We start from the raw sequence: 24122 nt of genomic DNA on the forward strand, positions 1-24122 counted from the left end.
ATTTTTATGGCAAAGCTTAAAGTTGGTTTAATTGGTGCTGGTGGCATAGCGACAGCTGTGCATATTCCGGCATATAAAAAAGCATCGGAACAAGTCGAAATTGTCGCATTAGCAGATGTCGCTTATGGGCGAGCACAATTAGTTGCTAAAGAAAATAATATACCTAATGTTTATGATAGCTATCAGTCCATGTTGGAATCGGTTGAATTAGACGCAGTTAGTGTATGCGTTCCCAATAAATTTCATAAAGAGGCCACGATTGCAGCTTTAGATGCAGGCTGTCACGTATTGTGTGAAAAACCTCCAGCAATGAATCAAGAAGAAGCAAAGCAAATGGAACAAGCTGCTTTAAAATCAAGGAAATTGTTAATGTACGGATTCCATTATCGCTACCAGTCTGAAACACAGGCAGCGAAACGATTTATTGATGCAGGAGAGCTGGGAAACATCTACTCAGGACGCGTCCAGGCAATTAGACGTCGAGGCATACCAGGATGGGGGGGCGTTTTTACAAATAAAGAATTACAAGGCGGCGGTCCATTAATTGATATTGGAGTACACATGCTAGATACGGCACTTTATTTAATGGGTTATCCAGAACCAGCGGTCGTGTTAGGTCAAACCCACCAACAAATAGGTACCAAAAAAGGTGTCGGACTGCTTGGCGATTGGGATTATAAAAATTATACGATTGAAGATATGGCTGTTGGGATGATTACTTTTAAGAACGGAGCCTCACTTGTATTGGAATCAGCCTTCGCAGCAAATGTAGAAAAGAGAGATACCATGCAGGTTTCATTGATGGGAGATCAAGGTGGAGCAGATATTTTTCCGCTGAAAATGTATCAGGAAAAACATGATACATTGATTGATCTAACTCCAGCTTATTTACCTGAAGTGAATGCGCATGAAACAGAAATACATGCTTTTATAACAGATTGTGTTGAAGGAAATATATCTGATCGTTTTGCCAAACAAGGAACAAGCATCCAGAAAATTATCGATGGACTATATCAATCAGCCGAAACAGGAAAAGCGGTTAATCTCTAAACAGTCGCTAGGGGATTCGCTTCACGGGATATATTGCTCGCTTGACGGGATAAGTCATTATTTCCCGTTAAGAGGGAGATATATCCTGCCTAGCACTGCAGGATTCCTATCAAGATGTTGAAAATTAGTTACTAAAGGAGAGTGAAGGAGTAATGGGGGGGAAAATAGCAATTCAGTTATATTCGGTTCGTGAGCATACGAATAAAGATTTTTTAGGTACACTAAGTAAGTTAGGAGAAATGGGCTATGAAGCGGTTCAATTTGCTGGATTTTTCGATACAGCTGCAGAAAAATTAAAACAAGTAATGGATGAATCTGGCTTAGTAGCTGCTGGTAGTCATATGCCTTTTGACAGTTTGACAGGAGATCAATTAAATGTATCGTTAGCGTATAATCGCGCAATAGGTAACGATCTGATTATTTGTCCAATGTTACCAGAAGAATACCGCCAAGATGAGGGTGGATACTATCGTGCTGCCGAAGAATTAAATGAAATTGGCCGTAAGTGTAAAGAAAATGGGTTTACTTTTGCCTATCACAATCATAATATGGAGTTTTTTGATTTAGGTAATGGAAAAAGAGGATTTGATATAATCTTTGAAGAAACAGATCGCGAGTATGTAAAAATGGAACTGGATTGTTACTGGGCGACACACGCCGGAGTGGATCCGTTACAAACGATACAAGCATATAATGATCTGGTAGTTTCCTTACATATTAAAGATATGAAAATTGAAAATGATGTAAAACGCAGTATCGAAATAGGTAAAGGAATGCTCGATATCAAAGCGCTTTGGGAAACTGGTGAATCCGTTGGTGTCAACTGGTATATTATTGAACAGGAGCAGTTCGATGGAGATCCATTAGACAGCGCGAAGGAAAATGTAGTGAACTTAAGGAAATTGATACAAAATTGAAATATCATTTCTCATAGTTAACGAGATAAGGAATTTTCTTAATTACAAAAAAATAAATAAGCATTTATAACTAATCTTAAATGGCTTGTCTTTCATGAAAAGGCAGGCCATTTATTTGAAATAAGTCAAAATATTTAAAATGGATATATGAAAAGCAAGCGATTTTTTTCATGTTACCGTAATATCGACATACAAACAAAATTATAATAGAGTTGGAGGTAATTGAAATGAAAATAAAGCAAAACCTTACTAATCAGAAATGGCAATTTAAACAAGCCAACGAAAAGATATGGTTAAGTGCTACTGTACCTGGTTGTGTACATCACGACTTAAGAGATCATCATATAATTGAAGATCCTTTTTATGGAAAAAACGAATTGGATATGCAATGGATTGATAAAAAAGATTGGGAATATAAAACGGTTTTTGATGTTTCAAATGAAATGCTGTCAAAAGAAGTAGTCGTGTTAATATTTGAAGGTTTAGATACATACGCAGATATCTATCTAAATGATCATAAATTAATCGAGACAAATAATATGTTTCGTACATGGAATATTGATGTAAAACCATTTCTATCAATCGGAGAAAACACATTACGAATCTATTCATTCACCAATAAATCGGGACATGAAAAAACCGAACGAATTAGGATACAACTTGCCTGCAGTAAATGATCATTCAGAAGATGGTGAGGTTGGTGAGAATAAGCTAAGTGTTTTTGCAAGAAAAGCACCCTATCATTATGGCTGGGATTGGGGGGGACCGCGTTTTGTAACAAGTGGTATATGGAAAGATGTGTATTTACAAGGATGGTCCGTGGTAAATATAACTGATTTTCATATTCAACAATCCTCTATCTCAACAGAAGTGGCTCAATTAACTGCAGTCCTGGAAATAAAATCTACGGTTAGTAAAGAAATAACAATTGAAATAAAGGATACAGATTCAGAAAGAGCCTATGAAACTTATAAACTTGAGAAAGGAACAAATTCTATTTCTGTACCGATTACGATTGCTCATCCAAAATTATGGTGGACAAGAGAACTAGGTGAACAAAATCTCTATACCTTTTATGCCAATATTTTAGATGAAGATGATATATTAGCTGAAGTGTCAGTGCAAACAGGTCTAAGACAAATTCAACTTATACGAAACAAAGATAAGTATGGTACTACGTTTCAATTTGAATTAAATGGTATTCCAATCTTTGCAAAAGGTGCTAATCATATACCGAATGATAGTTTTCAAACAGATGTAACGGAGGAAAGATACCGTCATGAAATTGCAACAGCAGCTGCATCGAATATGAATATGCTTCGTGTTTGGGGGTGGAGGCATTTATGAGTACGATCTGTTCTATCAACTGTGTGATGAATACGGCATATTAGTTTGGCAAGACTTTATGTTTGCCTGTAGCATGTATCCCGGAGATCAATCATTTTTAGAAAATGTAAGACAGGAAGCGATCGACAATGTCAAACGATTACGCAATTACGCGTGTATTGCATTGTGGTGTGGGAATAACGAAATGGATGCAGCTTGGTCTGAATATGATGAAGATGGCGGCTGGGGGGGTTGGAAAGAACTCTACACCCGGGGAACAAAGAGAGGTTATTTGGAAAGCGTATGATGATATATTTCATCATATATTGCCAGATGTAGTGGAAGAACTCGATCCAACTACTGATTATTGGCCAAGTTCTCCTATGCAGGATCTATCTCAATCGAAAGCACAACACGCTACTTTTGATTCACTACAACAAGGAGATATTCACTATTGGGATGTATGGCACGGATTAAAGCCTTTAGAAGAATACAAAAAGTATGTTGGACGCTTTATGAGTGAATACGGATTTCAATCGTTTCCTGAGAAGAAAACCGTGCTTAGTTATGCAGAAGAAAATGATCTTGAATTAGAATCAGAAGTAATGCTGCATCATCAAAAAAATGGAGATGGTAATCGACTGATTAAAAATTATATGCAAATGTATTATAAGGATCCAAAAGACTTTTCATCCTTTTTATATTTAAGTCAAACGTTACAAGCTGATGCGATTAAGTCAGCAATTGAAGCCCATAGACTAAATAAGCCTTTTTGTATGGGTACTTTATATTGGCAGCTAAATGATTGTTGGCCGGTAGCTTCATGGGCAAGTATGGATTATTATGGGAGATGGAAAGCGTTACAATATACTGTGAAAGATCGTTATAAGGATATTGCGTTAATTATAGATAAGCAAGGTAGTGAATGTAATTTCTATATTGTCTCGGATATATTAGACAATGTTTCTGCAGAGCTCACTATAAAACTATTCGATAGGAATGGAAATCTATTATATGAGAATAAAGAGTTGGTATTGGCAGGCGCAAATACTTCAACTCTAGTGAAAAGTGAAAAGGTTGATAAGATTATCCAGTATAAAAAGCAGGAACAGCCAATTGTATTACGTGGAATTATAGAAGCAAATAAGAAGTTAATAGATGCTGTAGACATTTTCTTTGAGCCAATAAAAGATCTAACGTTAGAAAAACCCAATATTACGTATGAATTAATTGAAGAAGATGGCGTAACTTGTGCTTATTTGAAATCTGAAAAATTAGCCAAGGATGTATGGTTGGAAACAGATAAGGAAGGTTATTTTAGCGAAAATAAATTTAATCTTATACCGGGCGAAAAGAAAAAGATTCATTTTTTTGAAAGATCATCTAATGTAAATTCCCCCCACCATTTATTTCTGGAGATATAGCTATTATTAAAATAACAAGTATGTATGATTATGTTATATGAAAAAATTAGGGAATCGTTAATCTGATTATTTCAGAGGAATTAAGGGTAGATATAAATAGAGATTGAATAGAAATGGAGGTACAAGTAATGCTGAAAAATCTATTTTCAAAAAAAGAAGTTAATACAGATGTGGTAGCACCTTTGACAGGTAAGATTATCCCTTTAGAACAAGTGCCAGATCAAGTGTTTTCCCAAAAAATGATGGGTGATGGGTTGGCGATCGAACCAACGGATAAACAAGTTGTATCCCCCAATTGATGGTGAAATTGTGGATGTGTTTAAAACGAAACATGCAATAAGTATGAAAACAGATGGTGGTGCTGAAATTTTGGTCCATATGGGATTAGAGACGGTTGAATTAGATGGTAAAGGTTTTGATATTCAAGTTAAAAATGGGCAAAAGGTAAAAAAGGGAGATCTGCTTGCTAGATTTGAGATCGATACTATTGCAACAGAAGGTTATAAGACAGTAACGCCAATTATATTATTAAATGGTGATGATTTTGCAATGAGTAATATTACGGAAGAACAAGATGTAAGAGCAGGGAGGGTATCTTGTTTCATATTGAAAAGAAGTAAAAAATGACTTGGATTTTAATATCTATGGTAAAAGTGAGAGCGTATTGTAAAGTCATGGTACAATAAGGAAAGGAAATTCACTGAAATAGGCTGAGGAGAATGGTTATGGAATTAGGAAACAGAATTGTATTCATAGGCGACAGTATAACAGAATGGGTAGATTTGAAGATCAAGAAGGTATAGGGAGCGGTTATGTTCGTTTTCTTCATGATTATTTAAGAGTAACAAATCCAAATAAAAACTATGAAATTTTTAATCGTGGTATTGGTGGCGATCGTGTTACTAATCTAGAAGAACGATGGCAAGAAGATGTAATTGATCTACATCCTGAAGTCGTCTCTGTCTCGATTGGAATTAATGATGTCTGGCGCCAGTTGGATCGGCCAGATATGGACCAGGTCACACCTGATGTTTTTGAGGATAAACTTCGGAAATTATTATATGAAATAAGAGATAAACAAATTATTTTAATGGAGCCGACCGTAATTGAAGAAGATCTTAATTCTGAAGGTAACAGGAGATTAAGGGAATATGTAGAAATAGTCAGAAAGTTATCATTAGAATTTCAAACCGTTTTAGTGCCAACACACCAGGTGTTTCTTGATTATATAAAAGAAGATAGTGGTTATGCATTAACAACAGACGGTGTCCATATGAATAGTGCTGGTAATCTATTGATGGCTAAAACATGGATAAAGGCAGTCGAAAAACAGTCGTGAAATCAGCGACTGTTTTTTACGGACAGAAATGGAGTAGAAAGTTAAAATCTGTCCATAACATTGATTTAATTTCTTGCATATGACCATGATCAATACTTGAATAAAGAATATGTAAAACAATTGCATCTTCACCCAGTTATAAAATAAAAAATAAACATTTATAAATTATTTTTATTAACTGACAGCTTTTTTTGTGGTATAATGAAACCGGTATCCTCTAGAACTAGCAAATTTTGAAGACTACATAGCAAAACGGTAATTTTTTTAATTGTAAAAGTGATAAAACTAGGAGTATTCATTATTTAAAAAGATAAACTGCATTATAATTTGTGTTTTTTCAAATCAAAAGGAAATCGGTTTCCTGTAAGTTGATGTGTGTATAAAGGTTATATTTTCAGTAATTATTAACAAACTATATATTTTTGGAGGGATTTTAAATGGCAATTATACAATTTCCGAAAGATATGAAATGGGGGAACAGCAACAGCTTCATATCAGATTGAAGGAGCAACAAAAGAAGGTGGACGTGGGGTATCTATCTGGGATACTTTTTCTAAGACACCTGGGAATGTGGTGAATGGTGATAATGGTGATGTCGCTTGTGACAGCTATCATCGCTTTGAAGAAGATGTGGATATTATGAAAGAGCTTGGTATTGATGTGTATCGCTTTTCGGTAGCATGGCCACGGATTTTCCCAAATGGAACTGGTGAAGTGAATCAGGAAGGTTTGGACTATTATCATCGATTGGTTGATAAACTGTTGGAAGCGGGTATTGAGCCTATGTGTACTCTATACCATTGGGATCTTCCACAAGCATTACAAGATAAAGGTGGCTGGAATAACCGCGAAACGATTGATGCATTTGTAAACTATGCAGAAGTTATGTTTAATGAGTTTTCAGGTAAAATTAAACAATGGTTAACATTGAATGAACCATGGTGTATTTCCTTCTTGTCTAATTATATTGGCGTTCACGCACCGGGGAATCATGATCTTCAGCTTGCCACACAAATTTCGCATCACTTATTAGTGGCACATGGGAAAACAGTGAAGAAATTTCGTGAACTAGGGATTGACGGACAAATTGGTTTTGCTCCAAATACTACATGGATCGAGCCATTTAGTAATCGTCAGGAAGATATCGATGCATGTAACCGTGAGATTGGCTGGTATATTGAGTGGTTTATGGATCCAGTCTTCAAAGGAACATATCCTGATTTTATGCTGGATTGGTTCAAGAAAAAAGGTGTTGAATTAGATATACAAGACGGTGATATGGAAACGATAAATCAGCCTGTTGACTTCCTTGGTATTAATTATTATACAGGACATATTGGTCGTTATAAAGAAAATGAAGGATTACTAGATTGGGAAAAGATAGAAATGAATGATGAACGGACCGATATTGGCTGGCCGATCTTTCCAGAAGGTTTTTATAATGTATTAATGCGAGTTAAGAATAGTTATGGGGGATATTCCAATTTTTATTACTGAAAATGGTTCTTGTTATAATGACGAACCGGAAAATGGTCGAGTAAAAGACGTAGGGCGTATCAATTATTTGCAGCAGCATTTAACAGCATTAAGTCGCGCTATTAGTTCAGGCGTAAATATCAAAGGTTATATTACCTGGTCATTAATGGATAACTATGAATGGGCAGAAGGATATACCATGCGATTTGGAATTGTCCATGTTAATTACAGAACATTGGAACGCACGAAAAAAGACAGCTACTATTGGTATAAGCAAATGATTGATAATAATTGGTTTGAGAATTAACATTAAAAAATGCTGATCAGATGCAGATTTGTATGTGACTTAATCAGTTTATCACGGCGCTAACCGTCCGTAAAACCCCCACTGATTGAAGTCTCACTTTATTGAAAATTCATTAGTGATTATAGTATAGTAAAGAGTACATCTCATAAAGAGATGTACTCTTTAACTTTAGCTATAGAAATTAATGGAGTGGTATCTTTTCGTGCAATTAAGTTTTTCTTTTTAATTTATGACAATGATATAAATTGTTCCCAGAAGGAGACTTGATATTAAGTTATTTTGCGTCTGATCTAAGCAACTTTCATTCTTCGTAAGTTCCGATAATCTTTAACGCTTCTTCTACCAATGACATATCAATAATTTTGTCAAAATTTAAGTCGCCTTGAATGGCACCATTTTCCTGATAAAATTGATATTGTTTCTCGACATCTTCTTCAAAGATATAACCATTTGGATTTAAACCGGTAACACCAACTTCTTCCCATAATGCTTCATCCTTCAATGCCGTGTGGTTGGCCATGATAGATATTACTTCACCATCATCGTCGATATTTTTTATAAAGACATCGTTATAATCTCTTACACCCTGCAGATAGGCTGCCATAAAACGAATAGCTACATCTCTGCGTTCCGTTAAAAACTTAGGTGAACCAAGCACCATGGCAATTTGTGCTTCTGGTGCATAGTCTGTTGCATCATGAAAACGTTGGTGTATGGCTTGATTTTCTCCTTGTGTAATTAAAGGTTCAATCTGTAAAGCTAGATCAACCTGTTTATTACCCATTGCTGCCATCATATTACTGAAATCACTCATTAATACAAATTCTACTTCGTCTGTAGCGACGTTGGCGTGCTTTAACATTTCGCTGTAAATATAATGATCAACAGCATTTTTTGTGGATACTGCGATTTTTTTACCTTTAACGTCTTCATATTCTGTTAATTCATCTTTAAGATCTTCTCGTACAACAAAAGTGAAATAGGAACTTCCTTCATTATTATGACCTTTATCTGCAATAAATCGGACATCAATACCCTGAGCAATGGAATTAAAGAAGGATGCGGAAGAGACACCCCCCAGCTACATCTACTTCACCGGCAGCAACTGCTGGAAGCATTTCGTCACTATTTCCAAAGGTAGCAAATTCTACTTCAATATTGTACTGTTCAAAATAACCTTTATCTTTAGCAATATAGAATCCGGCACCAGATGCTGAGCCATCTTCTGCAATAACGACCTTTGCTGTTTCTTCCAATGGTGCTAATGGTCTGTACTTTCCGGCTTACTAGTATTTTCTGAGTCTGACGAGTTACAAGCCGAAATTAATAGAAAGAAAGCTCCAGCAATCAGCAGAAATAGTATCTTTTTCATTTGTATTCCTCCATTAAGATTCATTTAATAATCTTGATTTTTTCACTTCACTTTGAAGGTGGTTCCAAATATCAAGGAATATCTTCGTCATTTTTGGATCTGATCGGACCTTTTCGATAGAACGCGGTCGCTCTATTTCAATGGATATGTCTTTGATGATTTGACCTGGTTGGGCACTCATTAGTAATATTCGATCACTTAAAAGTAATGCTTCGTCAATACTGTGAGTAATGAATAAAACGGTTTTCTTTGTTTCCTGCCAGATCGACAATAGCTCTTCTTGTAAAATAAATTTATTTTGCTCATCTAATGCAGCGAAGGGTTCATCCATTAATAAAATTTCAGGATCATTAGCAAATGCGCGGCCAATACTTACGCGTTGTTTCATTCCTCCTGATAATTCCTTTGGATACAAGTGCTTAAAGTTGGTTAACCCAACTTTTTGTAAATAATATTCTGTTCGTTCTTTTATAAAAGATTGCGGCATATGCCTCATCTTTAAGCCAAACGCGACATTTTCCTCGACAGTAAGCCAAGGGATAACTCCATTCTCCTGGAATACCATTGATTGTAAAGGATTTTTCTTTTCGGTCTGATGAATAACTATATCTCCACTACTTGGCTTATCTAGGTTGGCTAGTATCCGTAGTAAGGTTGTTTTACCACATCCACTTGGCCCCCCCAGCAGACAAACGAATTCTCCCTGTTTAATGGTTAGACTTATATTCTGTAACGCTTCAATATACTTATTTTTTTTAATAAAATGTTTGGATAAATCCGTAATTTCAATTTTTGTCAACGATATCCCCTCATTTCTTAATTATTTCCAGGGCAATAGTATACGTTCCAAACCTCTAAGTAATAATGAGAAAAAATATCCAAAAAATGAAATGAGGATGAGCCCAACGTACATTTCCGGCAATAGAAAAGCTTTGTAATTCATCCAGATTAAATATCCAATCCCAGAAGTGGCGCCGATCATTTCTGCAGCAACGATGGTTAGTAATGCGATCGCTTGCCCCCATTTGGATTCCTTCTAACATTACTGGCAAGGCCCCGGGAAAAGCAATTTTAAAGAAGAAATCCTTCACGTTAGCGTGATAATTTTTGGCAACATCTAAATAGATTCGATCAATATTTGCAACACCTGCAGCAGTATTAATCGCTACCGGGAAAAAGACACTAATCGCTATGGTAATCATTTTAGAAAATTCGCCGATACCAAATAAGATTAATATAATCGGCAACATCGCTAATGTAGGAATCGGCATAAAAATCATAATAATTGGTGAAAAAAAGTGTCTGAAATATTTATACATTCCCATTAGCAAACCAATACATATAGCAGGAATTACGCCTAACGCAAAACCAATAATAATTCTTGTTAAACTAACATAAATATGTGTAAAAAGGTCTCCGGATTCTCCCATTTGTATAAGTTTAGTTAAAATTAAAGTTGGTGCTGGAAAGAAGCGTGGATCTAGAATCGAAAATTGTGAACAGAATTCCCAGATTAGTAATAAGATTAATGGGGAGGAGATGGTAATCACTTGTGGCAATGATATTTTCGTAAGATTTTTAATCAAAATATCTCTCTCCTTTTGGCTACGCTTTTCGTTAAAACCCCCCAATTCAACGGAAGATTAAGTCTAAGAAGTTAATTTGACTATGACTTTGGTATGTCTCACTTTATATGGATATCATATGTGTTCGCCCAGAAGGTGTGCATAAAATTACGAAGGTTAATTTAAAAAAGAAGTAGGAAAGGATTAGAATTTTCATGGTGGTAGGAGTATTATAAGTAGCTCTTCAAAAAACGATTATCTCATATAAAAACCATGCTCCACAAAAATGTGAAACATGGTTTTTTAGTCTAATGATATAGAGAACTAACGGACTGCTGTTCATACAATCGAATAATTGCTTCTGCGATAACGGGCGCAATGGTTAATTGTGTAATCTTATCTAATTGCTTTTCTTCTGGAATTGGTATGGTATTGGTAACAATTAACTCTTTCAAATTAGATTCAGCAATTTTATTTACGGCAATACCTGAAAGTACTGGATGTGTACTGCAGGCATAAATCTCTTTTGTACCGTGATTTTTCAATGCTATAGCACTCGTCGTAATTCTTCTTCCTGTATCAATAATGTCATCGACAATAATCGCTGTTTTATCAGCAACATCTCCTACAATATTAATACTAGAAGTACTGTCTCTCGGACCACGGCGATCTACAATCGCTATCGGTGCCTTTAACTGATCTGCTAACTGTCTTGCACGAGAGACACTACTATGATCTGGTGCAACAACGACAACATTCTCTAATTGCTTTGCTTCTAAGTATTTACCGATGATTGGAACAGCAGTAATCGGATCAACGGGTATATCGAAAAACCCTTGTGCCTGAGGAGCATGTAAATCAATGGAAATCATTCGAGTTGCTCCTGCCTTTTGAATTAAATCCGCAATTAATTTAGCGGTAATCGGTTCGCGAGCACGTGATTTACGATCCTGACGAGCATATCCATAATAGGGGATAACGACATTAATAGAACGAGCTGAAGCTCTTTTTAAGGCATCTGTCATAATTAACAATTCCATAATATGATCTTCTACCGGATCGTACGTAGATTGAATAACAAATACATCACAACCTCGAATGCTTTCTTCAATATTAATTTGAATTTCTCCATCACTAAAGGTTTTGACAGATGATTTACCTAAATCTATACCGATATGATGAACAATTTCTTCTGCAAGTGCCAAGTTAGAATTTAAGGAAAAAACCTTCAACTTGGAATTATTGTATGTACTGCTCAAGTATACGACCTCCTAAGTGTGTATTCATTATTATATTATCGCAAAAAGAGATAGTGGAGACAAGTTATCTTGCTCGTGTTTTGTGAATTAATGTCATTATTTGTTTTGTTTGCTCAGCTAAAAGCGTTCTGGTATTTTTCATACAATCTTCTAAACTAAGTGGACGGTTAACTATCGAAAAGCATCCAGCAAATTTATCTCTTAATGCTTGATTGTTTTCTCCAAGACTGCCTGAAATTAAAATGGTTGGAACGTTATATAAATGAGCTACATCTGCAACATAGCCAGGTGCCTTACCGTACAACGTTTGCTCATCACTTTGACCTTCACCTGTAATAACCAGATCTGCACTTTTTATAGTTTCCTCTAAATTAATCGATTCTGCAATTAATTTTGCCCCCCCAGATTCTAATTTTCCGCCAATTGCTAAAAAGGCAAATCCCAGCCCACCAGCTGCACCTGCACCTGGTGTGTCATGCCATTCATGACCAAGTATTGCTTCGATTAAACGTGCATATTTTTTTAAGGCTTGATCATATTCTAATACTTGATTGGGTGTGGCACCTTTTTGCGGGCCATAAACAGCACTTGCTCCCATTTCACCATATAAGGGATTTTCTACGTCACATGCAATTCTAAAGTCGATAGTTTTTAATCGTGGATCAAGATTGCTTACATCAACAGAATCAATTTTCAGAAGGTCTTGACCATATTTGTCCAGTTGATTTCCCAGTTTGTTGTATACTTTTAAACCTAATGCTTGTAATAAACCTAAACCTCCATCGTTTGTGGCACTTCCACCTAGTCCTACAACGATTTGTTTACACCCTTTATCCATTGCATCTAAAATGGCTTCTCCGATGCCATAAGTTGTCGTGTGGTCAGGATTACGTTGGTCTGTCGGTACTTGATATAGGCCGGCATGAAGGGCAGTTTCGATAACAGCAGTGGAATTATTTATCATAGCATAATTTGTATTAATCGTATTTCCTAAAGGACCACTGGTGGAAAGTTTTATATTTTCTCCATTGCTAGCGGATAAAATTGCGTCAATAGTACCTTCACCACCATCTGCCATCGGTTTACATATCACTTGGTGGTCTCCTGTTTCCAATATGGCATCAGAAATGGTGATGGCGACTTCAGTAGCGGTAAGACTTCCTTTATAAGAATCTGGTGCTATTACAATTTTCATATAGTTTTCCCCCCCCAATTGTTCACGATATTCTTTTAAATTATACGGTAGTTATCGCTTACACACAATAGAGATGAAACATAGAAAAAGGAAAATGCAAACTATTTCGCATTTTCCTTTTAATCAAATGAGTGTATTAATTATTTTGTTGTACCAACGGGCTGTGAGATTTCATAGACTTACGCATTTCTAATAAAATGATGGTAAAAGCGATATGACCATATATCAGATTTGCAATAAAAATTCCCCCATAAATACATTTGACCTGAGCCAATACCAACTGTAATATACTGATAGAATACAATCCATGCACCAATTACAAAAGGAATTTGTCCAATTGCGGTTTTTTTCCAATTATCTCCCCCCCACAATAAAACGGGAGTAAAACTAAATATTAGTAGAAAAATTAATAATATATCCATATGTGTCACCTCATATAAAATTCTTATATTTGTAAGTGGTTTCTATAGTAGTATATCATAAAGTTCATATTTTTGTAACAATTAGTTCATGATTTAGACACAAATTAAAAAATCATTGCATCAAAAAGCCTTAAAGCATGAGAATAATGCTTTAAGCTTTTTGATCAAATCAACCTGTGTTACGTAAACCTGCTGCGACACCGTTTATTGTAAGCAGTGCTTCTGTTAAAAGCTCATCATATTTTTCGCTTTCTTCTCCTTCATTGCGAAGCTGAGAAATAAGTTGAACTTGTAAAAGGTTTAACGGATCTACTAATGGGTTCCGTAATCGAACAGATTCTTTAATGTTTAGTCGATTATCTAATAATTCTTCCTGTCCTGTAATTTTAAGAACAATAGCTTTTGTTTCCTCGTATTCTTCTGCAAGTTGACCAAAAATTCTGTCGCTAATTTCTTTATCTTCCATCATGTTAGCATATTCTTTTGCTGTTTGAAGATCTGCTTTGGTTAATGCCATTTGCAGATTATTTATAATTGCCTGGAAGAATGGCCATTTGCTATACATTTTTTGTAATTGTTCAAGATTGTCTGTTTTCTCTAGGTATTTTTTGAATCCTGTACCTGCTGCGAACCAAGCTGGTAAAAGCTGTCTGCTTTGTGTCCAGGCAAATACCCATGGAATTGCTCGTAAATCTTCAAAGTGGTTACTACCTTTACGTTTCATAGGACGAGAACCAATGTTTAAATCGCCTAACTCATGTAATGGTGTCGCCTGATTAAAGTATTGGATAAATCCAGGATCTTCAAATACCAGTGATTGATATTTTTTTAATGCATATTCTGAAATCATACTCATCGTATCCACTTCTTCTTGTGAAGGTTGCATCTTGGTATTATCGTCATTTAGCCCCCATAATACCAGTTAACAGAGTAGAAGTTGCCTGTTCCAAAGAACGATAGGCTATATCTTCCAGTAAGTAACGTGACGATAATACTTCACCTTGTTCGGTAATTTTTACCCCATCCCCCTAAAGTTATAGCAGGTTGCGATAATAAACTAGTATATAGTGGTCCGCCACCACGGCCAAGAGAACCACCACGACCATGGAAATATTTTAATTTAACCCCCCCATAATCAGATGCCATAGCGTGAATATCTTGTTGTGCTTTGTATAGTTCCCAGTTAGCAGTAATATTACCGCCATCTTTACTACTGTCTGAATAGCCAAGCATAATTTCCTGTAAGTCGCCACGAGCTTCTAAATGCTTACGGTATAATGGAATTTCAAATAATTGTTTAATCATTTCTGGTCCATTTTTAAGATCATCAATGGTCTCTAATAAAGGTGCCACATGAAGTCGGCTTACCACTTTTCCATTTGGATAGACGCGATATAACCCGGCTTCTTTTGCCAGTACTAATACTTCCAGAATATCACTTACGTTGTCTGTCATGCTAATTAAATATACTTCAATGGCACGAAGTCCAAACGTATCTTGAGCACGCTTGATGACTCTGATGGTATCGATCACTTCTGATGTCTCAGGTGAAAATTCATCGTAAATAGAGATCAATGGACGAGGATTTTCAAGTACGCTTATAAGTGTTGATACTTTTTCTTTCTCATCAAGTGATTTATATTCGTCAGCAATTCCTACTTTGTGAAAAATCTCTGTTAACGCTGATTCATGTTCACCACTATGATTACGTACATCTAATGACGCTAAGTGAAAACCAAATAAGTCTACTTGCCTAATTACTTTTCGTAATAATTTGACAGGATTGTGATTTGGATGATGAATCATCATACTTTCACGGATTAACTGTAAATCAGCTAAAAGTTCTTCTGATTTTTCATAGCCACGTGGATCATCTTGTTCCGTATAATCAAGTTTTTTAAGCATTAGCGAAAGCTTCACGCGGTAAACTTCATCCTCTTTGTACCAGCCGATTTCGTTTAATTCCTGTCTATCTTTTTCGATAGATGCTCTTATTTCTTCACTAAAATCCACTTTAGAATCTGAGTGACTTAAGCGATCTTTTAAAGTACTAATAGCTTCTTTATATTTTCTAAGTACTAGTTCACGATGGTGCTTTAATGTATCAAATGTGGTTGTTGCCTTTACATTTGGGTTGCCATCTCGATCCCCACCGATCCAGGAGCCAAAACGTAAAAATGAAGGAATAGTCCATCTTTGGTTATAATTTTCAAATAATAGATCCTCAAGATCATCATGTATTTTAGGTAGCACATCAAATAAAATACGATCAAAGTAATACAGCCCGTTTGATACTTCTTTCATTACGGAAGGTTTATTTTGTCTGATTTCTTCTGTTTGCCACATAATAGTGATTTCATTTGAGATACGCTCTTTGATTAATTTCTTCTCATATCTTGTATAAGAGTAGTCCAAAGAAGTTAACAATTGAGCAATTCTCTTGTGAATCTGCAGAATTGTTCTTCTCGTTGCTTCGGTTGGATGAGCTGTCATGATTAGCTCCAATGATAATTTACTTAGCAGATCTGTTATCTGATCTGGAGACACATTATTATCCATAAGTTGTTTAACACCAGCTTCAAGTGAACCAGGCTGAATAATATTGGCATCCTGGGATTGGTATTCACGACGTCTTCTTGTTCGATAATTCTGTTCTGCAATATTTAATATGTGCAGGTGCATGGAAAAGGCACGAATCACCTTTTGTCGAATTCCAGGCTCTAGCTCGCTAATTTTTAGTTTTATTTTTTCTTGAGTATTCTCGTCATGAGTTTCTCTAACCTCTTTTGAAAGAACACGAATTTCCTTCACAACATTTAGCAGGGTCTCCCCCCCACCTTCATGTAACAATACTTCATCTAAAATGGTTGTTAAGTATTCAACATCTTTTAATAAAGATACATTTGATATTTCTTCTGACGTTGTTTCCATATTGTCCCACTTCCTTTCAAAGTTTTGATTTATAAGATATTTGAATGGATTTAATATCTCTGGTAGCGTCGTTCTTTGAATGTTAGGCTAGAGCGTCTTATAACTCACATAGAAAATTGGTTGTAATCAGATTAGAGGGCTGACATTGGACAAACGATTCAAAGATGCTTTAGAATCGCAGTCTCGCAGAAAATAAATGAAAACATAACACAAATTAGACACACATAATATGATAACATGATTCAATAAAAATGAATAATGATTTTACTTTATTGTCTCAATAGTCTGAAAAACATGTATTATTATGTATATAAGTGTCTGTAACACTTATAAGTTTATGCTAAATTTGTAATATTCGCAAATTTTTAAAAACAAGGATGAGTGAAGTGAAATTAGAAGGTGTACTTCCGGCAATTAGAACAATGAAACATTTTGAACATTTGTTAAAAAGTGAGCATGAGTTGTTAATTATTTTAGACACCAGAATTGCTCAACTTCCTCAAATTGTTCAACATGCTAAAAAATTTGATAAAAAGGTATTAGTACATGCTGATTTGATTCATGGTTTAAAAGTGGATCAATACGGCATGGAATATTTGATTAGACACATAAAAGTTGATGGTGTTATTTCCACCCGTGCAAATGTGATATCGATGGCAAAAAAAAGTAATATTCTCGCAATTCAACGATTATTTGCGATTGATAGTTCAGCAGTTGATAAAAATATTGAACTAACTAAACAGACAAAACCAGATTATATCGAAGTGTTACCGGGAATTATTCCCACTATCATACATCAAATAGCTTATATGACTAGAATTCCAGTTATAGCTGGAGGATTAATTCAAACAAACGAAGATGTAAATCAAGCATTAAACAGTGGTGCTGTAGCCATCACTACCTCTTGTATAGAATTATGGTAATAAATTCATACAAACCATTTGACAGCGTTTTAATTATGATGTAGTATTGATTTAACAAGTTAATGAATGTGTTGGAGAAATGGAGTCTACACAGCAATTAATGTACTTTCCTAGGAAAGGGTACATTTTTGTCTGTGTGGACTCTTTTAATTTAACACTGCACGTGCATGTTTTTACTTGTTATTGAAAAGGTCAGGGTGAAATATAGTTAAGGGGTGAAAGTAAATGTCTGAATTTTTAGCTGAATTAATAGGTACGATGATTCTCATTATTTTTGGGGGGGGTGGTGTCGTAGCAGGAGTGGTTTTGAAAAAGTCTAAGGCTGAAGGTGCTGATTGGGTTGTTATCACCTTGGGATGGGGATTAGGAGTTACGATGGGTGTCTATGCTGTAGGGAGCATATCTGGTGCACATCTTAATCCAGCTGTTACACTTGCGTTTGCATCTATAGGTGAATTCCCCCCCTGGAGTAAAGTACCAATGTATATTACTGCTCAACTAATTGGGGCATTTATTGGTGGAATAGTAGTATTCTTTCAATATCTTCCACATTGGAAAGAAACAGAAGATAAAGGGGCTAAATTAGCAGTTTTTTCTACCGATCCAGCGATTAAAAGCATACCATCTAATTTAGTGAGTGAAATGATAGGTACTTTCGTTTTAATTATGGGATTACTTTTTATCGGTGCAAATGATTTTACGGAAGGATTGAATCCGGCAATTGTGGGATTACTAATTGTAGCGATTGGGATGTCGCTTGGTGGAACAACTGGTTATGCGATAAATCCTGCCAGAGATTTAGGTCCAAGAATTGCACATGCTATATTGCCGATTATTGGTAAAGGAGATTCAAACTGGGGATATGCTTTGGTTCCTATTTTTGGACCTATAATAGGCGGTATATATGGAGCAGTTTTTTATAATTCACTTTTTGTTGGAGAAATTACCGTATTGTTTTGGATTATGTCATTCGTGGTATTGGGTATACTAATAATTGCTTTAATAACGGAACTTAAGAAACATAATGACGCAATAAGTAATAAAAATGATTCTAGCAAAAAACAGATAATATAATGCATGGGAGGAAGAATAATGGAAAAGTATATTTTATCAATTGATCAAGGAACAACAAGTTCAAGAGCGATTATTTTTAATCAAAAAGGGGGGGAGATAGTCGAAGTAGGACAACGAGAATTTGAACAATTTTTTCCTAAATCTGGTTGGGTGGAGCATGATGCCAACGAAATTTGGACATCTGTCTTAGCTGTATAGCTGAAGCTTTAAGGAAATCAGATATTGATGCATCTCAAATTGCTGGTATTGGTATAACGAATCAGCGTGAAACTGCTGTAGTATGGGATAAAGAAACTGGAAAGCCAATCTATAAAGCGATTGTATGGCAATCACGTCAGACAGAAGGGATATGCCGTGAGCTAAGAGAAGCTGGACATCAGGATACTTTTCGCAATAAAACAGGTCTTTTAGTAGATGCATACTTTTCAGGAACAAAAGTGAAATGGATTCTTGATAATGTAGAAGGTGCCCGTGAGAAAGCAAATCAAGGAAAACTACTATTTGGTACCATCGATACTTGGTTAATCTATAAACTTACAGGTGGCAAAGAGCATGTTACAGATTACTCGAATGCATCCAGAACACTCATGTATAACATTTATGATTTGAAATGGGATCAGGAATTGTTAGACATATTAGAGGTACCAGCTAGTATGTTGCCAGAAGTTAAATCTTCTTCTGAAATATATGGTGAAACTGTTGACTATCATTTCTTTGGTCAAAACGTTCCTATTGCTGGTGCTGCAGGTGATCAACAAGCAGCATTATTTGGCCAGGCATGTTTTGAAAAAGGAATGGTTAAAAACACATATGGTACAGGATGCTTCATGTTAATGCATACGGGAGATAAGCCTGTACGATCTGATCATGGTCTGCTAACAACATTAGCTTGTGGAATTGATGGGAAGGTTGAATATGCTCTTGAAGGTAGTATTTTCGTTGCTGGATCAGCTATTCAATGGTTGCGTGATGGATTAAGAATGTTTAAGGAAGCTAAAGAAACAGAAAGCTATGCAAATAGAGTTGAATCAGCAGACGGTGTTTATCTTGTTCCTGCATTTGTTGGATTGGGTACACCATACTGGGATAGTGATGCAAGAGGAGCAATGTTTGGTTTAACACGTGGTACAAAGAAAGAACACTTTATTCGTGCTACTTTAGAATCTATTGCGTATCAAACAAAAGATGTCTTGGATGCAATGGTTGAAGACTCAGGCATTGAAGTAAAATCATTAAGAGTTGATGGTGGAGCAGTTGCGAATAACTTCCTAATGCAATTTCAAAGCGACTTATTAGATGTTCCAGTAGAAAGACCACAGGTGATTGAAACTACTGCATTAGGCGCAGCATATTTAGCAGGTTTGGCAGTAGGTTATTGGGAAGTAGAGATAATATCAGTGCACAATGGAAAATTGATCAAAAATTCACAAGTGAGATGAATGATAGTAACCGTAATGAATTATATCAAGGATGGCAAAAAGCAGTAGAAGCAACAAGAGTATTTAAATAATAGATAAAAATTAATTGTTTGTAACCAATCATTTACATTAAAACTACAGAAATTATAAAGGGGCGTAATCTATGACTTTCTCAAGTGAAAAGCGCATAGAAATCTATGAACAAATCAAGCAGGAACCTTTAGATATGATTGTTATCGGAGGCGGGATTACTGGTGCAGGAATTGCATTGGATGCGGTATTAAGAGGGCTAAAGGTAGCGGTGATTGAAATGCAGGATTTTGCTGCAGGGACTTCAAGCAGATCTACCAAACTTGTACATGGCGGATTAAGATATTTAAAGCAATTTGAAGTAAAAATGGTCGCAGAAGTGGGGGGGAAAGAAAGAGAAATTGTCTATGAAAACGGCCCACATGTAACCGTACCAGAGTGGATGATGCTACCGTTTTATAAAGAAGGATCATTTGGACCTTTATCCACCAATGTTGGTTTACGTGTCTATGATTTTTTAGCGGGTGTTAAAAAATCTGAACGACGTAAGATGCTTAGTAAAGATGAAGCGTTAAAACGAGAACCATTACTAAAAGATCAGGATTTAAAAGGTGCTGGTTATTACGTAGAATATCGTACAGATGATGCAAGATTAACACTGGAAGTGATGAAAAAAGCTGTGGAAAAGGGTGCATTAGCTTTAAATTATGCCAAAGTAAATGAATTGTTATATGAGGAAGGAAGTCTTACTGGTGTCCAAGTAGAGGATCAGCTTACGCAAGAAATATACGATATCAAAGCCAAGTATGTTGTGAATGCAACAGGTCCATGGGTAGACACCATTCGGGAAAAAGATAATTCAAAAAAAGGAAAAACACTACAACTTACAAAAGGCATTCATTTAGTGTTTGATGGCTCTACTTTTCCTTTAAAACAAGCGATATATTTTGACACACCTGATGGCAGAATGGTGTTTGCCATTCCTAGAAACGGTAAGACTTATGTAGGTACTACCGATACGGTTTATAAAGGAAATATCGCTCACCCAACTATGACTGAATTAGATGAAGAATATGTGCTTAAAGCAATTGACTTTATGTTTCCACGGCTCAATATTACAAAAAAAGATGTAGAGTCAAGCTGGGCAGGCTTGCGGCCATTAATTCACGAAGATGGAAAGGATCCTTCGGAAATTTCCCGGAAGGATGAAATTTTTGAATCGGAATCTGGCTTGATATCGATTGCTGGCGGTAAGCTGACTGGATATCGCAAAATGGCAGAGGATGTCGTTAATGTCATTCAGGATAAGATGGTAAAAGCGGAAAGAAAAGTGTTTTACCCTAGTGATACGAAACACGTGCCGATTTCTGGTGGCGATGTTGGAGGTTCAAAAGGTTTTAAAGAATTTAAGAAAGAACAGGTCGCAAAAGGTATGAGTTTAGGATTATCAGAAGTTGAATCAGCTTTGTTAGTGCAGCGATATGGTTCCAATGTGCCTGTGGTATTTGAATATTATCAACAGAAGAAAGATAAAACTGATCTTCGTCCAGTAACAGCTGCAACGCTTTACTACAGTATTGATCACGAGGCAACATGTAAGCCAGTAGACTTCTTCGTTCGCAGAACCAGCGCATTATTTTTTGATATTGATTGGGTAAAACGTGAAAAAGAAGCTGTGATTGCAGAAATGAAAAAAATCTTAAATTGGTCAAATGAGCAAACGGAAAGATATACAGAAGAATTAGACGAATTACTATATGAAGCTGTTCATCCAGTTAAGTCGTGAGAAAGCACCTCACGACTTGTATTTTTTGTGTAAGAAAATTTAATGATAGCCATGTTTAAAATATTCGTAATCAACAAACTTAAATGAACAGTCTAAATTATATTATTTGAATTTCAATGGATAATGTTCTTAGAAAACAATTAAACACATGATATATTTGGAAATATAATTCTGTTTTGTATAAAATGAAATTATCATAAATAATGAGGTGAACTGTTATGAAAAAAGTAATCAATAATCCAGATCAGGTAGTAGATGAAATGCTGGAAGGTTTTGTACAGGCTCATGACGATCTTGTAAAAAGACTGGAAGGAACAAATGTTATTGTAAGAAAGGATGCACCTGTCAAAGGTAAAGTCGGATTAGTCAGTGGTGGTGGAAGCGGTCATGAGCCTACACATGCAGGTTATGTGGGCAAAGGGATGATAGATGCGGCTGTATGTGGGGGGATGTATTCACTTCTCCTACACCTGACCAGGTTTTAGAAGCTATTAAAGCTGTTGATAGTGGTGCTGGTGTGCTGCTTATCATAAAAAACTATACAGGCGATGTGATGAATTTTGAGATGGCTGCTGAGTTAGCTGAGGCAGAAGGAATCAAAGTAGATAAAGTAATTGTCAATGATGATGTAGCAGTTGAGGATAGTACGTTTACAACCGGTCGTCGTGGAATCGCTGGGACAATGTTTGTTCATAAGGTAGCTGGTGCAACAGCTGAAAGTGGAGCAAGTCTGCAGGAAGTAAAAGATGCGGCGGAACATGTGGTAAACAATGTTCGTTCGATGGGTGTTGCATTATCAGCCGGTACGGTTCCAGCAGCTGGTAAACCAAGCTTTACATTAGCAGAAGACGAGATGGAGATTGGAATCGGTATACATGGTGAACCAGGAATTGAACGCACTTCTCTGCGAACTGCTAACGAAATAACAGAGATATTAGTAAACAAAATACTCTCCGATTTAGATTATAAAAATAGTGAAGTGGCTGTAATCGTGAATGGACTCGGTGCGACACCAAAAATGGAGTTATATATTGTTTATCGACACCTTCACAAACTTCTTTTTGATAAAGGGATTCAAATTAGGGAAAAATGGGTAGGAGAATATATGACTTCGTTGGAAATGGCAGGATTTTCAATCTCATTATTAAAACTTGATGACAAAATAAAAGCTGCATTACAGGAAAAAACAGAAATCAACACGTTTTAAAATTTTAAATAGTAGAAATGAAGGTGGGTAACATGACTATTTTAACGGTAGCACAAACCAAACAGTGGATGGAAGAAATTAATAAAAGAATGAAGGAACATAAAGAACAATTAACAGAATTAGATCAAGCCATTGGCGACGGTGATCATGGTATCAATATGGCTAGAGGTTTTTCAGAGGTCATTAACAAGATTGCTGATACCGAGTATGATACTGTTGCGGATGTATTAAAATCGGCAGCGATGACCTTAACAGCAAAAGTTGGAGGTGCGTCTGGTCCGTTATATGGTACTGCTTTCTTAAAGATGTCCATGGCGCTCCAAAATAAAGATGTAAATCAGCAAAATTTCCAAGCGGCAATGGAGGCTGCTTTGGAAGGTATTAAAATGCGGGGAAAAGCAGAATTTGGTGAGAAAACGATGTATGACGTATGGTATCAGGTCACTGCGTTTCTAAAGTCAGAAAAAGTAGAAGATTGGCAGGAGATGATGGAAGTCTGTCAGGCAACCCTAGAAGACACCCGAGAAATGGTTGCTACAAAAGGCAGAGCATCTTATTTAAATGAGCGCTCTATTGGACATATTGATCCAGGCTCGATGTCATCCTTTTATATATTTGAAGCACTGGTTGCAGTGTTAGAAGTGGAGGAATAAAAATGTCTGATAAAGTTGGTATGGTTATTATTTCTCACAGCGTGAAAATTGCTAATGGTGTAACAGATCTTATCGGACAAGTAATAACAGATGTGCCGATCGAAGTAGCTGCAGGAACGGATGATGAAGAGATAGGTACAAGTGTGGAAAAAATTATGAACGCTATTAAAAAAGTAGATCATGGTAATGGCGTAGTACTGTTTTATGACTTGGGCAGTTCAAAAATGAATGCTGAAATGGCTATAGAATTCTTAGGGAAATCAGATGTAAAGATTGCTGATCATGTACCACTGGTAGAAGGTTCATATATTGCAGCAGTAGAGGCAAACATGGGTAAATCATTAGATGAAGTTATTACAGCTCTTGAAAAACTACAGCTACCCGGCATGTAGGTAACTAATTTAATGTAAAATTGGAATAAGCAATCACTACTGCTTGTTCCTTTACA

At 36.0% G+C, this 24122-nt stretch carries 17 protein-coding genes and 7 pseudogenes; 17 read left to right on the forward strand and 7 right to left on the reverse strand.

Annotated features, from left to right (window positions below; genetic code table 11):
* Nucleotides 1-6: 6 nt before the first annotated feature.
* The 10 genes and pseudogenes from JCM21714_RS03455 to JCM21714_RS03480 all read left to right on the forward strand — a co-directional run bounded on the left by JCM21714_RS03455 (nt 7) and on the right by JCM21714_RS03480 (nt 7839).
* Nucleotides 7-1050, forward strand: a complete 1044-nt coding sequence (locus JCM21714_RS03455; RefSeq protein WP_035721905.1) for a Gfo/Idh/MocA family protein — start codon at nt 7-9, stop codon at nt 1048-1050.
* 152 nt (nt 1051-1202) lie between these two features.
* A complete protein-coding gene (locus JCM21714_RS03460) occupies nt 1203-1967 on the forward strand; it encodes a sugar phosphate isomerase/epimerase family protein (RefSeq protein ID WP_035721906.1) in 765 nt (254 codons plus the stop codon).
* Nucleotides 1968-2194: 227 nt separating this feature from the next.
* Nucleotides 2195-2702: pseudogene (locus tag JCM21714_RS20810) on the forward strand (glycosyl hydrolase 2 galactose-binding domain-containing protein); the annotation flags it as partial.
* Nucleotides 2703-2837: 135 nt separating this feature from the next.
* Nucleotides 2838-3314 carry a glycoside hydrolase family 2 protein gene (locus JCM21714_RS20815; protein WP_439644444.1) on the forward strand — a complete coding sequence of 159 codons (477 nt, stop codon included), beginning with the start codon at nt 2838-2840 and terminating at the stop codon, nt 3312-3314.
* Nucleotides 3289-3600: a hypothetical protein gene (locus tag JCM21714_RS20820; protein ID WP_235182575.1), complete on the forward strand. Its 312-nt coding sequence runs from the start codon at nt 3289-3291 to the stop codon at nt 3598-3600. The genes JCM21714_RS20815 and JCM21714_RS20820 overlap by 26 nt, the downstream gene beginning before the upstream one ends.
* Nucleotides 3521-4717, forward strand: a complete 1197-nt coding sequence (locus JCM21714_RS20825) for a glycoside hydrolase family 2 protein (protein WP_235182576.1) — start codon at nt 3521-3523, stop codon at nt 4715-4717. The genes JCM21714_RS20820 and JCM21714_RS20825 overlap by 80 nt, the downstream gene beginning before the upstream one ends.
* A 128-nt stretch (nt 4718-4845) precedes the next feature.
* The gene (locus tag JCM21714_RS22700; protein WP_268748276.1) at nt 4846-5016 is read left to right on the forward strand and encodes a PTS glucose transporter subunit IIA; all 171 of its coding nucleotides are present in this window, start codon (nt 4846-4848) and stop codon (nt 5014-5016) included.
* Entirely contained in the window at nt 5000-5344 is a 345-nt protein-coding gene (locus JCM21714_RS03470) for a PTS sugar transporter subunit IIA (RefSeq protein ID WP_268748277.1), read from the forward strand. The genes JCM21714_RS22700 and JCM21714_RS03470 overlap by 17 nt, the downstream gene beginning before the upstream one ends.
* A 145-nt stretch (nt 5345-5489) precedes the next feature.
* Nucleotides 5490-6056, forward strand: coding sequence for an SGNH/GDSL hydrolase family protein (locus tag JCM21714_RS03475; RefSeq protein ID WP_369403431.1), 567 nt, complete (start codon nt 5490-5492; stop codon nt 6054-6056).
* A gap of 437 nt (nt 6057-6493) precedes the next feature.
* Nucleotides 6494-7839: pseudogene (locus JCM21714_RS03480) on the forward strand (GH1 family beta-glucosidase).
* Between the two features lie 301 nt (nt 7840-8140).
* On the opposite strand, the pseudogene JCM21714_RS03485 reads toward JCM21714_RS03480, so the two are convergent.
* From JCM21714_RS03485 to ppc, 7 genes and pseudogenes are all read right to left on the reverse strand, one after another.
* Nucleotides 8141-9211, reverse strand: a pseudogene (locus tag JCM21714_RS03485) (ABC transporter substrate-binding protein).
* 13 nt (nt 9212-9224) lie between these two features.
* On the reverse strand, nt 9225-10010 hold the full coding sequence (locus tag JCM21714_RS03490) for an ABC transporter ATP-binding protein (RefSeq protein ID WP_084040563.1): 786 nt from the start codon (nt 10008-10010) through the stop codon (nt 9225-9227).
* 21 nt (nt 10011-10031) lie between these two features.
* Nucleotides 10032-10797, reverse strand: a pseudogene (locus tag JCM21714_RS03495) (ABC transporter permease).
* A gap of 287 nt (nt 10798-11084) precedes the next feature.
* Nucleotides 11085-12035, reverse strand: coding sequence for a ribose-phosphate diphosphokinase (locus JCM21714_RS03500; RefSeq protein WP_035721908.1), 951 nt, complete (start codon nt 12033-12035; stop codon nt 11085-11087).
* A gap of 64 nt (nt 12036-12099) precedes the next feature.
* Entirely contained in the window at nt 12100-13230 is a 1131-nt protein-coding gene (locus tag JCM21714_RS03505; protein WP_035721909.1) for a glycerate kinase, read from the reverse strand.
* A gap of 179 nt (nt 13231-13409) precedes the next feature.
* Entirely contained in the window at nt 13410-13652 is a 243-nt protein-coding gene (locus JCM21714_RS03510) for a spore morphogenesis/germination protein YwcE (protein WP_235182577.1), read from the reverse strand.
* Nucleotides 13653-13821: 169 nt separating this feature from the next.
* Nucleotides 13822-16583: pseudogene (gene ppc, locus JCM21714_RS03515) on the reverse strand (phosphoenolpyruvate carboxylase).
* 377 nt (nt 16584-16960) lie between these two features.
* On the opposite strand from ppc, the gene JCM21714_RS03520 reads away from it, so the two are divergent.
* The 7 genes and pseudogenes from JCM21714_RS03520 to dhaM all read left to right on the forward strand — a co-directional run bounded on the left by JCM21714_RS03520 (nt 16961) and on the right by dhaM (nt 24066).
* Nucleotides 16961-17506 carry a glycerol-3-phosphate responsive antiterminator gene (locus JCM21714_RS03520; protein ID WP_035721910.1) on the forward strand — a complete coding sequence of 182 codons (546 nt, stop codon included), beginning with the start codon at nt 16961-16963 and terminating at the stop codon, nt 17504-17506.
* A 225-nt stretch (nt 17507-17731) separates the two neighbouring features.
* A complete protein-coding gene (locus JCM21714_RS03525; RefSeq protein ID WP_035721911.1) occupies nt 17732-18580 on the forward strand; it encodes an MIP/aquaporin family protein in 849 nt (282 codons plus the stop codon).
* A gap of 18 nt (nt 18581-18598) precedes the next feature.
* Nucleotides 18599-20090: pseudogene (gene glpK / locus JCM21714_RS03530) on the forward strand (glycerol kinase GlpK).
* Nucleotides 20091-20161: 71 nt separating this feature from the next.
* The gene (locus tag JCM21714_RS03535; RefSeq protein WP_035721912.1) at nt 20162-21814 is read left to right on the forward strand and encodes a glycerol-3-phosphate dehydrogenase/oxidase; all 1653 of its coding nucleotides are present in this window, start codon (nt 20162-20164) and stop codon (nt 21812-21814) included.
* 218 nt (nt 21815-22032) lie between these two features.
* Nucleotides 22033-23021, forward strand: a pseudogene (gene dhaK, locus JCM21714_RS03540) (dihydroxyacetone kinase subunit DhaK).
* Nucleotides 23022-23053: 32 nt separating this feature from the next.
* Nucleotides 23054-23674: a dihydroxyacetone kinase subunit DhaL gene (gene dhaL / locus JCM21714_RS03545; RefSeq protein ID WP_084040564.1), complete on the forward strand. Its 621-nt coding sequence runs from the start codon at nt 23054-23056 to the stop codon at nt 23672-23674.
* Nucleotides 23675-23676: 2 nt separating this feature from the next.
* A complete protein-coding gene (gene dhaM, locus JCM21714_RS03550) occupies nt 23677-24066 on the forward strand; it encodes a dihydroxyacetone kinase phosphoryl donor subunit DhaM (protein ID WP_035721915.1) in 390 nt (129 codons plus the stop codon).
* Nucleotides 24067-24122 lie beyond the last annotated feature (56 nt).

This window comes from Gracilibacillus boraciitolerans JCM 21714 (genome assembly GCF_000521485.1).
In the GTDB taxonomy this organism is placed as follows: Bacteria; Bacillota; Bacilli; order Bacillales; family Amphibacillaceae; genus Gracilibacillus; species Gracilibacillus boraciitolerans.

What these genes read in the sequence shown, in the direction of transcription:
- dhaM (WP_035721915.1), top strand. Translation starts at nt 23,677, where the DNA reads ATGTCTGATAAAGTTGGTATGGTTATTATTTCTCACAGCGTGAAAATT.
- JCM21714_RS22700 (WP_268748276.1), top strand. Translation starts at nt 4,846, where the DNA reads ATGCTGAAAAATCTATTTTCAAAAAAAGAAGTTAATACAGATGTGGTA.
- JCM21714_RS03455 (WP_035721905.1), top strand. Translation starts at nt 7, where the DNA reads ATGGCAAAGCTTAAAGTTGGTTTAATTGGTGCTGGTGGCATAGCGACA.
- JCM21714_RS03520 (WP_035721910.1), top strand. Translation starts at nt 16,961, where the DNA reads ATGAGTGAAGTGAAATTAGAAGGTGTACTTCCGGCAATTAGAACAATG.
- JCM21714_RS20825 (WP_235182576.1), top strand. Translation starts at nt 3,521, where the DNA reads ATGATGAAGATGGCGGCTGGGGGGGTTGGAAAGAACTCTACACCCGGG.
- JCM21714_RS03510 (WP_235182577.1), bottom strand. Translation starts at nt 13,652, where the DNA reads ATGGATATATTATTAATTTTTCTACTAATATTTAGTTTTACTCCCGTT.
- JCM21714_RS03535 (WP_035721912.1), top strand. Translation starts at nt 20,162, where the DNA reads ATGACTTTCTCAAGTGAAAAGCGCATAGAAATCTATGAACAAATCAAG.
- JCM21714_RS03475 (WP_369403431.1), top strand. Translation starts at nt 5,490, where the DNA reads ATGGGTAGATTTGAAGATCAAGAAGGTATAGGGAGCGGTTATGTTCGT.
- JCM21714_RS03505 (WP_035721909.1), bottom strand. Translation starts at nt 13,230, where the DNA reads ATGAAAATTGTAATAGCACCAGATTCTTATAAAGGAAGTCTTACCGCT.
- JCM21714_RS03525 (WP_035721911.1), top strand. Translation starts at nt 17,732, where the DNA reads ATGTCTGAATTTTTAGCTGAATTAATAGGTACGATGATTCTCATTATT.
- JCM21714_RS03460 (WP_035721906.1), top strand. Translation starts at nt 1,203, where the DNA reads ATGGGGGGGAAAATAGCAATTCAGTTATATTCGGTTCGTGAGCATACG.
- dhaL (WP_084040564.1), top strand. Translation starts at nt 23,054, where the DNA reads ATGACTATTTTAACGGTAGCACAAACCAAACAGTGGATGGAAGAAATT.